At 62.2% G+C, this 13,364-nt stretch carries 16 protein-coding genes; all 16 read left to right on the top strand.

Going from position 1 to position 13,364, the window contains the following annotated elements; all coding sequences use genetic code 11:
• The 16 genes from prmC to QN084_RS02820 all read left to right on the top strand — a co-directional run bounded on the left by prmC (position 1) and on the right by QN084_RS02820 (position 13,363).
• The gene (prmC, locus tag QN084_RS02895) at positions 1–873 is read left to right on the top strand and encodes a peptide chain release factor N(5)-glutamine methyltransferase (RefSeq protein ID WP_069695148.1); all 873 of its coding nucleotides are present in this window, start codon (positions 1–3) and stop codon (positions 871–873) included.
• A gap of 12 nt (positions 874–885) precedes the next feature.
• Complete coding sequence (locus QN084_RS02890; RefSeq protein WP_069695147.1) at positions 886–1,776, top strand: L-threonylcarbamoyladenylate synthase; 891 nt, start codon at positions 886–888, stop codon at positions 1,774–1,776.
• The gene (locus tag QN084_RS02885; RefSeq protein WP_021471003.1) at positions 1,773–2,558 is read left to right on the top strand and encodes a WecB/TagA/CpsF family glycosyltransferase; all 786 of its coding nucleotides are present in this window, start codon (positions 1,773–1,775) and stop codon (positions 2,556–2,558) included. Before QN084_RS02890 ends, QN084_RS02885 begins: the two co-directional genes overlap by 4 nt.
• Entirely contained in the window at positions 2,558–3,523 is a 966-nt protein-coding gene (locus QN084_RS02880) for a glycosyltransferase (RefSeq protein ID WP_069695146.1), read from the top strand. The genes QN084_RS02885 and QN084_RS02880 overlap by 1 nt, the downstream gene beginning before the upstream one ends.
• A gap of 245 nt (positions 3,524–3,768) precedes the next feature.
• Positions 3,769–4,881 (top strand): MraY family glycosyltransferase, encoded by a 1,113-nt coding sequence (locus QN084_RS02875; protein ID WP_062097168.1) that lies wholly within the window; start codon positions 3,769–3,771, stop codon positions 4,879–4,881.
• A 119-nt stretch (positions 4,882–5,000) separates the two neighbouring features.
• On the top strand, positions 5,001–5,492 hold the full coding sequence (locus QN084_RS02870; RefSeq protein WP_062097166.1) for a Cg1360 family ATP-synthase-associated protein: 492 nt from the start codon (positions 5,001–5,003) through the stop codon (positions 5,490–5,492).
• On the top strand, positions 5,479–5,814 hold the full coding sequence (locus tag QN084_RS02865) for a hypothetical protein (RefSeq protein WP_021470999.1): 336 nt from the start codon (positions 5,479–5,481) through the stop codon (positions 5,812–5,814). The genes QN084_RS02870 and QN084_RS02865 overlap by 14 nt, the downstream gene beginning before the upstream one ends.
• 81 nt (positions 5,815–5,895) lie before the next feature.
• A complete protein-coding gene (atpB, locus tag QN084_RS02860) occupies positions 5,896–6,696 on the top strand; it encodes a F0F1 ATP synthase subunit A (RefSeq protein ID WP_021470998.1) in 801 nt (266 codons plus the stop codon).
• Positions 6,697–6,774: 78 nt separating this feature from the next.
• Positions 6,775–6,978, top strand: coding sequence for an ATP synthase F0 subunit C (gene atpE / locus QN084_RS02855; RefSeq protein ID WP_009356484.1), 204 nt, complete (start codon positions 6,775–6,777; stop codon positions 6,976–6,978).
• A 53-nt stretch (positions 6,979–7,031) separates the two neighbouring features.
• Positions 7,032–7,586, top strand: a complete 555-nt coding sequence (locus QN084_RS02850; RefSeq protein ID WP_021470997.1) for a F0F1 ATP synthase subunit B — start codon at positions 7,032–7,034, stop codon at positions 7,584–7,586.
• Entirely contained in the window at positions 7,586–8,413 is an 828-nt protein-coding gene (locus tag QN084_RS02845) for a F0F1 ATP synthase subunit delta (protein ID WP_021470996.1), read from the top strand. The genes QN084_RS02850 and QN084_RS02845 overlap by 1 nt, the downstream gene beginning before the upstream one ends.
• Positions 8,414–8,496: 83 nt before the next feature.
• Positions 8,497–10,134, top strand: coding sequence for a F0F1 ATP synthase subunit alpha (gene atpA / locus QN084_RS02840; RefSeq protein ID WP_021470995.1), 1,638 nt, complete (start codon positions 8,497–8,499; stop codon positions 10,132–10,134).
• Positions 10,135–10,210: 76 nt separating this feature from the next.
• Positions 10,211–11,101, top strand: coding sequence for a F0F1 ATP synthase subunit gamma (locus tag QN084_RS02835; RefSeq protein WP_021470994.1), 891 nt, complete (start codon positions 10,211–10,213; stop codon positions 11,099–11,101).
• Positions 11,102–11,183: 82 nt separating this feature from the next.
• Positions 11,184–12,635, top strand: coding sequence for a F0F1 ATP synthase subunit beta (atpD, locus tag QN084_RS02830; protein WP_021470993.1), 1,452 nt, complete (start codon positions 11,184–11,186; stop codon positions 12,633–12,635).
• Position 12,636: 1 nt separating this feature from the next.
• Entirely contained in the window at positions 12,637–12,921 is a 285-nt protein-coding gene (locus QN084_RS02825; protein ID WP_021470992.1) for a F0F1 ATP synthase subunit epsilon, read from the top strand.
• Positions 12,922–12,931: 10 nt separating this feature from the next.
• Positions 12,932–13,363, top strand: coding sequence for a DUF2550 domain-containing protein (locus tag QN084_RS02820; protein ID WP_021470991.1), 432 nt, complete (start codon positions 12,932–12,934; stop codon positions 13,361–13,363).
• The last annotated feature ends 1 nt before the right edge of the window (position 13,364 follow it).

Raw genomic sequence — 13,364 nt, 5'->3', positions numbered from 1 at the left:
ATGTCGTTTCACCCTGGCCAGAGCCTCGCGGACGCGGTTCGCGAGGCCACAGCCGTTCTGGCCGATGCCGGAGTCCCCAGTCCGCGCGTCGACGCGGAATTGCTTGCCGACCATCTGCTCGGTGTCGGTTTGGGGCGGCTCCGGGCCATGCTGTTGGGCACCACCCCGGCGCCCGAGGGCTACGCCTCCCTGGTGGCCGAACGTGCCTCGCGCGTCCCGCTGCAGCACATTACCGGCGTCGCCTATTTCCGGCACCTGGAACTGCACGTCGGCCCCGGTGTTTTTGTTCCCCGGCCAGAGACTGAATCCGTGGTGCAGCTGGTCATCGACCGGATCGCCTCTCTTGACCGTCCCAAAGTAGCGGACCTCGGCACCGGCTCAGGTGCCATCGCGGGCTCCATTGCACACGAAGTGCCGGGTTCGGAAGTCCATGCGGTGGAGTTCAGCCACTTGGCTTTTGCCTGGGCCGCAAGGAACCTCGAGCCTTTGGGAGTCATCCTCGTTGAAGGAGACCTGCGGGATGCCTTGGTCGAACATGACGGAACCTTTGACGTCGTCGTCTCCAATCCGCCCTACATACCCGCCGAAGCTATCCCGAATGAACCGGAAGTGGCGTTGCACGATCCCCCTGAGGCCCTGTACGGCGGGGGAGCGGACGGCATGGAACTTCCGACGGCGGCAGCGGCCTCGGCGGCCCGCCTGCTGAAACCAGGGGGGTACTTCGTCATGGAACACGCCGAAGTCCAAGCCGGTTGGATAGCCGGCATGTTGGGGCGTGCCGGCAAGTGGCAGGACATCACCACGCACTTCGACCTCAACGGCAAGGAACGGGCCACGAGCGCGGTGCTGGCGAAGACGGCCACCGAAGAGTGAAAGAATAGCGCTGTGACCACAACCTACAACTGCACTTCCGATGACCAGCGGGCTGAGGGACTTCAGCATGCACAGCGTGCCATCAGCGAGAAGAAGTGCATCGTCCTGCCGACCGACACCGTTTACGGGATCGCAGCGGACGCTTTCTCGCCCCTGGCTGTGACCATGTTGCTTGCTTCCAAGGGCCGCAGCCGCCAGATGCCGCCGCCCGTACTGATACCCAGGATCAACGCCTTGGACGGACTGGCCACCGACGTCCCGGCAGACGCCCGTGCGCTGGCGCAGGCTTTTTGGCCTGGCGGACTGACGCTTATCCTGCACGCACAGCCTTCCCTCGATTGGGACCTCGGGGATACCAAGGGCACGGTAGCCCTCAGGATGCCCGATGATGAGCTCGCCCTGGAGTTGCTTGGGCTGACGGGTCCCTTGGCGGTTTCATCGGCCAACCGCACTGGCCAGGAAGCAGCGCAGACGGCTTCCGAGGCACGAATGCAGCTGGCCGAGTCCGTTGAGGTCTACCTTGAAGGCGGCTTCCGGCCCCTCCAAGGCACAGCCGCAGTTCCGTCCACCATCGTGGACGCAACCCGGACGCCGTTCCGGGTGGTGCGCCAAGGCGCCGTCCCGCTGGAAAGCCTCCGGGAGATTGTGCCTTCCGTGCTGGGCTTCGGCGAAACAGCACCTGAGTCGCCTGCCGAAGCAGAAGCCGGGAGTACGGCGCCGGAGGCGGAGCCTGTAAACGCGGCGCCTGCAGATGCAGAGCCCGTAGAAGCAGCGCCTGTGGACGCAGAGCCCGTAGACGCAGCGCCCGTGGACGCAGCGCGGCCGGACGCTGGATCCGCTGAAGCGGACACCGCGAACGTAGCGCCACCGTCCAATGCAGCCGGCGAAGCCAAGCCCGAATGATCCCGGCCCGTCAGCGCGTCCCCGTCCTCGACGTCGACGCAACACCGCTGCGCGCGGATGACGTCGTCCAAGCACTTGAAGGCCTGATCAGTGACGGCACTACGAGCACGGTGCTCGGCCACAACCTGCACAGCGTCACCCTTTTCCACACGCGCCAGGATTTCCGGACGCTCTATGACGGCAGCGCGGTTGTCCTGCTCGACGGAGCGCCCGTGGCGATGCTCTGGGGAGCGGCGCGCCGGCCGCACTTGAAGTCACGTGGACAGCGGAGCATGGACTATCGGCTGGGTTCCATGGATTGGATTCCGGAGCTCGGCAGGGTCAACAACCTTGAACGCGTCGCCGTGGTTGGCGCAGGACGGGATGCCAATACAAAAGCCGTGGCCCGGATCCGTTCGATCATTCCGACGGCGACTGTCGACGGCATGCCCGGGGAGGACTGGGACCATGCCCTCGAAACTGCCGTGGTGGACTGGCTTGGCGATTTCCGTCCCCAGCTGGTGCTCCTCGGGCTGGGGATGCCCCTGCAGGAAAGCGTCCTCAATCGCAGGCTCCACCAGTTGCCCCCCGCCGTGTACTGCGCGGTGGGCGGGGCGATTGAACAGGTGGCGGGTGTTCAAAAGCTCGCGCCGCGCTGGCTGGGCCGCCTGGGGCTCGAGTGGGCGTGGCGGCTCGTCCTGCATCCCGGACGGGTGGCCTACCGCGTATTTGTCGAACCGTGGAAGTTGGCAGGCATCTTGCTGCGCCGCCGCTTCCAACCGTCCCCGAGCAAAGGGAAGTAATGTCTAATCCCGTTGTGGTGGCCGTCGTGGTCACCTATAACCGGCGAGAGCTCCTTGAGACAACGTTGGCGGGTATCGCTGCCGGCACCCAAGTGCCCGACGTCGTCGTCATTGTGGACAATGCTTCGACGGACGGAACCGCAGAATACCTGCGCGCCTACGGCGGGCCCTTGAAGACGGACCTTGTGACGTTGAGCAGCAACGTCGGCGGCGCCGGAGGGTTCGTTGTTGGCATGGAGCGCGCCGTCCTCGACCACGCTGCGGACCACGTCTGGATCATGGATGACGACACTGAGCCGCAGGCCAACGCACTCCGGGAAGCCCTGGATGTCTCCGAAGGCTACGGCGCCGCGACGGGAGTACTCCCTGCCTTCATCGCGAGCCGCGTGGTCTGGACCGACGGTCGCGACCATCCCATGAACCGGATGCGGCCCCGCATCGGTGCCAGTGAAGCCGCGCGCGCCGCAGCATCCCGCGTCGGGGCGACGCAGATCCGCAGTGCGTCGTTTGTCTCCGTCTTGATCCGGGCCGAAGAGATCAGGCGGCACGGGCTGCCCATTGCGGACTACTTCATCTGGAATGACGATCTTGAGTTCACGGCGCGCATCTCACGGCACGGCGTGGCCCTCGCCAGCGGCGCGTCCGTGGCCAACCATCACACCAAGGTGTTCGGGGACGCCGGAGCAGATCCAGGTCCCCGCTTCTACTACGAGGTCCGGAACAAGCTGTGGGTCTATACCCGGTCGAATGCCTTGACTCCGTGGGAGAAGGTCTTGTTCACCGGAGCTTCGCTGCGCAACTGGGCACGCACCATCGCGTCATCGCCCAACCGCAAGATGCTGTTGGGCGGGTTCGCCAAGGGCGTTCGCGACAGCTACAGGCCGCCGCGCTCCAACGCGTCGGTGCTTGCGGGAATCTACCCGCTGCGGGACGTCCAACAGGACCTCCAGAGCGGCCCCCGCTAAGGGAACAGCGCCGCGGGCGATCCCCGAAAAGTCACCAGGTTCCGGCTGCGTCACGCCGACGCCCGGAGCCGTTGGCATTAGTATCGTCTACTAGAGTCCACGTAAAACCAGCAACATTCGGCACAGCCGGTGCAGGCATGGCGACGGAGTAGTTCCATTTATCCAAAGACAGCAATCCCCACACCGAGCTGCCCCGAACCCCACCATTTTCCGGCGTCGATGACGCTGCGTTCCGGAGCCGCATCATGATTATGTACCTGCTGATGGCCCTCACGGCTGCCGTGGTGGCCTACGCGGGCACCTGGGGTGCGCGGGTCCTGGGCAATAAGCTTCGCCTGTACCAGCCCATCCGCAGCAGGGACATGCACTCGGCGCTGATCTCCAAGCTGGGGGGCCTGGGGATTTTTGCGGGGTTCTTCGCTGCCCTGGTGGTGGCCGGTAACTCCTTCTTCGTCAAGGACATTTTCCGGCAGAACGATGCCCCGTGGGGGATCCTGGCCGGCGCGGTGGTCATCGTGGCGGTCGGAGTTGCCGATGACATCCTGGACATCCGCTGGTGGATCAAGCTGCTGGGCCAGGCCGCGGCCGCTTTGATCGTGGCCATCTGGGGCGTCCGCATGTCCGTGGTTCCCTTCATTCCGGAACCGGTCTTCATCCAGTCCGAACTCGTCCAGATCGCCCTGACGGCCGGACTGATCGTCACCACCATGAACGCGGTGAATTTCATCGACGGACTGGACGGCCTTGCCGCCGGAGTAGCGACGATCGGCGGGGGCGCCTTCTTCCTCACCGCGTACTGGGTCCACCGGAACAACCCCTCCACCGACAACTCCGATCTGGCAACGCTCCTGATGGCCATCCTGGTGGGCAGCTGCATCGGCTTCCTCCCGCATAACTGGTTCCCGGCGAAGATCTTCATGGGCGACTCCGGGGCGATGCTGATCGGGCTCCTGATGGCCTCTGCCGGCGTCGTGGCCACCGGACAGATCGAGTCCGGCCTCTATGACCGGGCCAACGGTATTCCGACCATCATTCCGATCCTGTTGCCGTTCGCCGTGCTGTCATTGCCGCTGCTTGATTTCGGCATGGCCGTGGTGCGCAGGACGGCCCGCGGCCAATCGCCGTGGTCTGCAGACCGCGGGCACCTCCACCACAAGCTGGTGGACCTCGGCTACTCGCACCGCACCGCCGTCGTGATGCTTTACGTCTGGACCTGCATTCTTGCTTTCGGCGGCGTGGCATTCGCCGTCTTTCCCTGGCAGATCGTCCTGATCGTGGACATCGTTGCGGCCCTGGTCATGGCGGCCATTACCGCGTGGCCCTACTTTACCCGTCATACGGCCCGGCCGGGGGAGTAGTCCATGACGTCCGGTTAGGGCCGAAGTTCTATCTCATGTAGAATTCTTGGTGCGGACAGTCACTCGCCCGTATCCCCGCTTTGAGAATCTGGCTCCCTGCCACAAGGATTGGTTTCCCCATGACATCCAACGCCCGATCCGGACATGCGTCCGGCCGCCGCGGCGATGGAATTTTTGGTGGGATCTCCTCTCTTTGGCTTCGGTTGCTGGTGCTGAGCTCCCTGGCTTCCGGCATCGCTGCCGCCGTGACGTTGGTTGTGGCAGCAATGATCGACGGCGGGCAAGGCGCGCTTTCGACGGCGGCCGGTGCCTTGCTGGTGATGCTCTTCTTCGCCATCAGCCTCCTGATAGGGCACTTCGTCGGCCGCGCAAATCCTTCCGGCGCCATTGGCCTTTTTGTTGCGACGTATTTCGTCAAGGTCGTGGGCTTCGCCGTGGTGCTTTTTGCCCTCGGCAGGCCTGACTGGATCATCGGCCGCTGGTTCCTCATCGGGGCCGTCGTGGGCGTAGTGGCATGGCAGGCTGCAGAACTCTACGGATTCAGCAAGGCACGCCTGCAGATTTTCAACGACCCCACAGAACCGAAGGGCGGCCCGGATGCCACTGCGTAAGCGCAAGCCCTCTCCGGACAACACCTCATCCGTTTCCCATGACGCCGGTGACCCGGCGGAAGCCTCGAACGACGGCGGATACAACGCCGGCATCGCGGTCTTCAGCTACATCATTGGCGGGATCATTGTCTGGAGTTTGATAGGCTGGGGACTGGATAATCTGTGGGGGACCCGCTGGATTGTGCTCCTTGGCGCTCTGCTTGGAGCCGCAGGAGGGTTCTATCTTTCCCATATGCACGGCCTCACCAAGCAACGCACTTCTGCTGGCGAGAGTAGCGCAGACCGCGGTCCGTCCAAGGACGGGAACAGTAATGCCAAATAATTTCACATGGAATGGGGATGCATTGAGTGTGTCCGCTTTCCGCCCAATGCCCAATGATGGACACAGCAGAGAGGAAACGCGTTGATCGCGCTTGCGCTCCCAGCCCAGGATTCGGGGTCCTTCACCCCACCCGGAATCGAAGAAATGCACCTGCCGGCAATCCTGCCTTGGGGTGCTGCGGACGGCTTCTCCAAGCAAATGCTGCTGGTGATCCTGTCGGTCGTCATTATCGCCGCCTTCTTTGTGGCCGCCGCGCGGAAGCAGCAGCTGGTCCCCGGCAAGCTGCAGTTCGCAGGCGAGATGGCCTACGGCTTCGTCCGTAACAGCATCGCCAAGGACATCATCGGCGGCAAAGACTTCATCAAGTACGTGCCCCTGCTGTTCAGCTTGTTCTTCTTCATCCTGGTGAACAACATCTACGGCGCCATTCCCGTCATCCAGCTCCCGAGCTTCTCCCACGTCGGCGGCGCCTACGTCCTCGCGGGCATCGTGTACTTCACCTGGATCATCATCGGCATCAAGAAGAACGGCCTGAAGTACTTCAAGCTTGCGACCGTTCCTTCGGGCGTGCCGTGGTACATCCTCCCGATCGTCGTACCGATCGAAATCATCTCCAACTTCCTGGTCCGCCCGGTAACGCACAGCCTCCGTCTGTTTGCCACCATGCTGGCCGGCCACCTCATCGTCATGCTCGCCGGCTCCGGCATCGAGTTCCTCGTCATGCAGGAGAACATCCTGCTCAAGGGAACCTCGGTCCTGGTGCTCGTCGGCGCGATCGCCATGTACATGCTCGAAGCACTGATCATGGCGCTGCAGGCTTACGTGTTCACCCTGCTGACCGCGATCTACATCGAAGGCGCCCTGCACGCCGACAGCCACTAAGGCACACAGTCTTCCCCTGATGGGGATTGAAGTAAACCAAACAACCTGCCACACGGGTGGCATCTTGAAAGGAAAAAAATGGAAGGCAATCTCAACCTCGTAGGTTACGGTCTGTCCGCAATCGGCGGTGGTATCGGTGTGGGTCTCGTGTTCGCGGCTTACATCAACGGTGTTGCTCGTCAGCCGGAAGCTCAGCGCGTGCTGCAGCCGATCGCATTCCTTGGTCTGGCACTGACCGAAGCTCTTGCCATCCTCGGCCTCGTCTTCGCTTTCGTTCTCTAGTTTCAACTTCAGAACAGCGAATTCCGCAACCGAGTAGATAGGACGGGTGAAATATGAATCAGCTGATCATCTCAGCCGCCACTGAAGGCGAAGAGGCAAACCCGCTCGTTCCCAACGTCTGGGAAATGGGCGTTGTCCTCGTCGGCTTCGCAGTCCTTCTGTTCATCGTGGTCAAGTTCATTGTCCCGATGTTCGAGAAGACGTTCGCTGAGCGCGCCGAAGCGATCGAAGGTGGCATCGCAAAGGCGGAGCAGGCCCAGGCCGAGGCTTCCGCAGCTCTTGAGGAGTACAAGCAGCAGCTCACCGATGCCCGTGCCGAGGCCAACCGCATCCGCGAGGAAGCACGCGCCGAAGGTGCCCAGATCCTGGCGGACCTGAAGGCAAAGGCAGCTGCCGAGTCTGCACGCATTACTGAGCAGGCACACGCAGCCATCGAGTCGGAGCGCGCAGCTGCTGTTGTGTCCCTCCGCTCCGAGGTCGGCACATTGGCTACCACGCTGGCAGGTCGCATTGTTGGTGAAGCACTGACGGATGACGAGCGTGCCGCGCGCGTTGTTGACCGCTTCCTGGCTGATCTGGAGACCCAGAACGCAGGTGCAGCTAGCTAATGGCAGGTATATCGAGCGAATCGCTGACCACGGCGCTGGCGGACTTGGAAGCCAAGCTTCCTCTGGCCTCGCTGCAGTTGGCTAAGGACCTCTTCGGAATCCTGGGAACGGTGGACAGCTCGGCTGGCTTGCGCCGCGCCCTGACTGATCCGTCCCGCAGCGGAGACGAGAAGTCGGCGCTGGTCAAGCAGCTGGTTGGCGGAAAAGTCTCCGCTGATGCTGCTGAGATCGCAGGCGGACTGGCCAGCTCACGCTGGGCATCTGCTCGTGATATCGGCGATGCACTCGAGACGCTTGCCGCCACGGTCGTCATTGCCGTAGCTGAAAAGAAGTCGGCCGTTTCTGCCTCCGGAATCACGGGGCTGGAAGAGCTGGAAAACGATCTGTTTGCCTTCAACCAGGTTGTCGCTTCCAGCCACGAAGTACAACGTGCCTTGTCTGAGCCGCAGGCAACGGACGCAGCCAAGCTCGCACTTGTCGGGAAGCTGCTTCCAGGCATCAGCGAGGAGGCCAAGGTCCTCATCGGCCAGGCCGTTACGGCGCCGCGCGGTGTTAAGCCGAGCAAGCTCGTCGAATCCTTCGCGAAGCTTGCAGCCAAGCGTCAGCAGCGCTGGATTGCAACCGTCAGCGTTACCCGTCCGTTGACGGAAACGCAGGCCAGCCGACTGCAGGCCGGGCTGAACGCGCTGTACGGCCGCGAACTGAAGGTCAACGTCAACGTTGAACCGTCGCTGATCGGCGGAATCCGGGTACAGGTGGGAGACGAAGTGCTGGACGCTTCCGTTATCGCCCGCCTGACCGAACTCCGCCGCCAGCTCGCCGGCTAACCAGGCAAAGCACAACTAACTGATATAAAACCCGGTCATCGTGAGCAACGATGATCACGAAAACAGGAGAGCAGGGACTGCAGATGGCCGAATTGACCATCAACGCCGACGACGTCCGTAATGCGTTGAACGAGTTCGCGGCGTCCTACGAACCCGGTAACGCAGAGCGCGTAGAGGTTGGTCGCGTGACCACCGCCAGTGACGGCATCGCCCGTGTTGAGGGTCTTCCCTCGGTCATGGCGAACGAGCTGCTTCGCTTCGAAGACGGCACCCTGGGCCTCGCCCAGAACCTCGACGTCCGCGAAATCGGTGTGATCGTACTCGGTGACTTCACCGGAATTGAAGAAGGCCAGGAAGTTCACCGCACCGGTGAGATCCTGTCCGTGCCCGTTGGCGACGCCTTCCTGGGCCGTGTGGTTGACCCCCTGGGCCAGCCCATTGACGACCTCGGCGAGATCAAGGCCGAAGCCACCCGCGCCCTGGAGCTCCAGGCTCCGGGCGTAACCGAGCGCAAGTCGGTTCACGAACCGATGCAGACCGGCCTCAAGGCTATCGACGCCATGATCCCGATCGGCCGTGGCCAGCGTCAGCTGATCATTGGTGACCGCCAGACCGGCAAGACCGCAATCGCCGTTGACACCATCATCAACCAGAAGGCCAACTGGGCTTCCGGCGATGTCAACAAGCAGGTTCGCTGCGTTTACGTCGGTGTCGGCCAGAAGGCTTCCACCATCGCTGCCGTCCGTCAGACGCTCGAAGACCACGGTGCACTGGAGTACACCACCATCGTGGCTTCCCCGGCATCTGACCCGGCCGGCTTCAAGTACCTGGCACCGTACGCAGGTTCGGCCATTGGCCAGCACTGGATGTACGGCGGCAAGCACGTCCTGGTGATCTTCGATGACCTGTCCAAGCAGGCCGAAGCTTACCGCGCCGTGTCCCTCTTGCTCCGCCGTCCGCCGGGACGTGAAGCATACCCGGGTGACGTCTTCTACTTGCACTCCCGTCTGCTGGAGCGTTGTGCAAAGCTCTCCGACGAGTTGGGCGCAGGCTCCATGACCGGTCTTCCGATCGTCGAGACCAAGGCGAACGACGTTTCCGCCTACATCCCGACCAACGTGATCTCCATCACCGATGGCCAGATCTTCCTCCAGTCGGACCTCTTCAACGCCAACCAGCGTCCCGCTGTTGACGTTGGTGTGTCCGTCTCCCGCGTGGGTGGTTCGGCACAGGTCAAGTCCATGAAGAAGGTCTCCGGTACCTTGAAGCTGGACCTGGCGCAGTACCGCGACATGCAGGCATTCGCCATGTTCGCCTCGGACCTTGACGCTGCTTCCCGTCAGCAGCTGACCCGTGGCGCACGTCTGATGGAGCTCCTCAAGCAGGGCCAGTACTCGCCGTTCCCGGTCGAGGACCAGGTTGTCTCCATCTGGGCCGGTACCAACGGTTACCTGGACGACGTTCCGGTTGAGGACATCAGCCGCTTCGAAGCCGAGTTCCTGGAGCACCTGAGGCACCAGTCCTCCATCCTGACCACGCTGGCCCAGACCAACGTCCTGGATGACGACACCACCGCAGCGCTGAAGGAAGCCATCGTTTCCTTCAAGAAGGGCTTCTTCGGTGAAGGCGACAACCGTCTGGTTGGTGCCGGCCACGAAGAGTACGAAGCGATCTCGGGCGGCGACGTCGACCAGGAAAAGATCGTCAAGCAGAAGCGCTAGTTTCGATGACCTGCTCTGCCGGGGTCCGCAAGGGCCCCGGCAGGGCAGTACGTCGGGAACTTAGGAAAGGATAAGTATGGGAGCCCAGATCCGGGTCTACCGTCAGAAGATCAGCTCGACGACGTCGATGCGCAAGATCTTCAAGGCGATGGAACTGATCGCTACCTCGCGCATTGGCAAGGCCCGTGCCCGCGTAGCAGCTTCACTGCCGTACGCGAACGCCATCACCCGCGCCGTTTCTGCTGTCGCGACTCAGAGCGAAATCGACCACCCGCTGACCACCGAGCCGGAGCAGATCCGTCGGGCCGCAGTCCTGGTTATCACCTCGGACCGTGGCCTTGCAGGATCCTACTCCGCCAGCGTGCTCAAGCAGGCCGAAGGCCTCACCGAGCTGCTTCGCGAAGAAGGCAAGGAAATCAAGTCTTACCTGGTCGGCCGCAAGGCGCAGGCTTACTTCGAATTCCGCAACCGTGAATACGCCCGCGTTTGGACCGGCGGCACGGATGCGCCGGAATTCGGGACCGCCCGTGAAATCGGTGCTGCCCTCCTCGAAGACTTCGCTACCGCGTATGAAGAGGGAGGCGTGGACGAGATCCACGTCGTCTACACCCGCTTCAAGTCCATGGTGACGCAGGAACCGACGGTCATCCGTCTGCTCCCGCTCGAGGTCGTGGAAGAGGAAGCAGCCTCGGAATCCGAGCTGCTGCCGCTGTACGAATTTGAACCGGAAACCGAGCAGGTCCTTGATGCCCTGCTTCCGCGTTACATCGAATCCCGCATCTTCGCAGCCATGCTGCAGGCCGCAGCTTCCGAGCTCGCGGCCCGCCAGCGCGCCATGAAGTCGGCCGGTGACAACGCAACGGAACTGATCAAGAAGTACACGCGCCTTCGCAACACGGCCCGTCAGGCCGAAATCACGCAGGAGCTTTCCGAGATCGTGGCCGGCGCAGACGCCCTCGCGTCCTAGCCGGTAGGGATCCGGCCCGAAGCCGCACCTGCACCAAACAGATAAACTTAACCCACGCCATCTACTGAGTGAAGTGAGAGAGATGACTGCCACTGCTACCGAACACGTAGCAACGGCCGGTGCAACCGGTCGTATTGCCCGTGTTATTGGTCCGGTTGTCGACGTCGAATTCCCGGCTGACGCAATCCCCGAGATCTACAACGCGCTGACCACCGAGGTTACCCTCAACGGCCAGACCAAGACCATCACGTTCGAGACCTCCCAGCACCTGGGTGACAACCTCGTCCGCGCCATCTCCCTGCAGGCAACCGACGGCCTCGTCCGCGGCACCACTGTCCAGGACACCGGCGCTCCGATCTCCGTGCCCGTTGGCGACGGAGTCAAGGGCCACATCTTCAACGTCCTCGGCAAGCCGCTTGACGTCGACGAGTCGGAAATCAAGGCGGACGCCTACTGGCCGATCCACCGCAAGGCTCCGAGCTTCGCTTCGCTCGAGGGCTCCACGGAGATGCTCGAAACCGGCATCAAGGTCATCGACCTCCTGACCCCCTACATCAAGGGTGGAAAGATTGGTCTGTTCGGTGGCGCCGGTGTGGGCAAGACCGTTCTGATCCAGGAAATGATCACCCGTGTTGCCCGTAACTTCGGTGGTACCTCGGTATTCGCCGGTGTTGGCGAGCGTACGCGTGAAGGAAACGACCTCTGGGTTGAAATGGAAGAGGCAGGCGTCCTCAAGGACACCGCCCTTGTCTTCGGCCAGATGGATGAGCCGCCGGGAACGCGCTTGAGGGTCGCACTGTCTGCGCTCACGATGGCGGAGTACTTCCGCGATGTCCAGAACCAGGACGTGCTGCTCTTCATCGACAACATCTTCCGCTTCACGCAGGCAGGTTCGGAAGTTTCCACGCTGCTCGGCCGTATGCCGTCCGCCGTGGGCTACCAGCCCAACCTTGCTGACGAGATGGGTCTGCTCCAGGAGCGCATTACGTCCACCAAGGGCCACTCGATCACGTCCATGCAGGCAATTTACGTGCCCGCTGACGACTACACGGACCCGGCTCCGGCAACGACGTTCGCCCACTTGGATGCCACCACGGAACTTTCCCGTGAAATCGCATCCCGTGGCCTGTACCCGGCTGTCGATCCGCTGACGTCCACGTCCCGTATTCTGGACCCGCAGTACATCGGCAAGGACCACTACAACACGGCTGTTCGTGTTAAGCAGATCCTGCAGAAGAACAAGGAACTCCAGGACATCATCGCCATCCTCGGTGTTGACGAACTGTCCGAAGAGGACAAGATCGTCGTGTCGCGTGCACGCCGTATCCAGCAGTTCCTCTCCCAGAACACCTACACCGCCAAGCAGTTCACCGGCGTCGAGGGCTCCACCGTTTCCATCAAGGACACGGTCGAAGGCTTCACCGCCATCTGCGACGGCGAGCTGGACCACATCGCAGAGCAGGCGTTCTTCAACGTCGGCGGCCTGGATGACGTCGAGCGCAACTGGGCCAAGATCCAGGAACAGACCAAGTAATATGGCTGAGCTTGAGGTTGAGATTGTCGCGGAGGACCACTTCGTGTGGTCCGGCGCGGCCAAGATGGTGAAGGCCCGCACCAGCGATGGTGAAATCGGAATCCTGCCGGGCCACTCGCCCCTTCTGGCCATTTTGGCTGAGGGCGAGTTGGCAATCCAGCCGGTTTCCGGTGACCGGATTGCGGTAGTGGTCGATGGCGGGTTCTTCTCCGTCGACAACGATCGTGTGGTCATTGTTGCTGACAACGCCAACTTGGGCGAAGCGGCTACAGCGGGGATCCGATAGCTAGACCTTGATGGACGATTCCCTTATTCCGTTCATCGCCTTGGCAGCGGCGTTTGCGTTGCTTGTTTTTTCACTGTGCCTTTTCGGGGTGCGCCGCTTCAATCTGCGGCGCGCCCTGGGCACGGTCGACGCCTCCATTTGCATTGCTGGAAACAGCTGGCAGATGGGGGTTTGTCGTTATCAGGACATGGAACTCGAGTGGTTCCGTTTAATGTCCCTCAGCGTGGTACCTAAGTACCGTTTCAAGCGCAGCTCGCTTGAGCTTCTTGGCAGGCGCAAGCCCACTGAAGAAGAGCTTGTCCAAGTACAACCCGATGTGGTGGTGGTCGAGCTTCAGTACGAGGGCAAGAAGTTCCTGCTGGCCATGAAGTTCGAAGCCTACGCGGGGCTTTCTTCCTGGCTGGAGGCCGGTCCGGTCATCGGCGTCGGCACCTGGCGATAGA

This window comes from Paenarthrobacter sp. R1 (assembly GCF_030264015.1).
Taxonomy (GTDB): domain Bacteria; phylum Actinomycetota; class Actinomycetes; order Actinomycetales; family Micrococcaceae; genus Arthrobacter; species Arthrobacter ureafaciens.
This window is presented reverse-complemented; position numbering and strand designations above follow the sequence as displayed.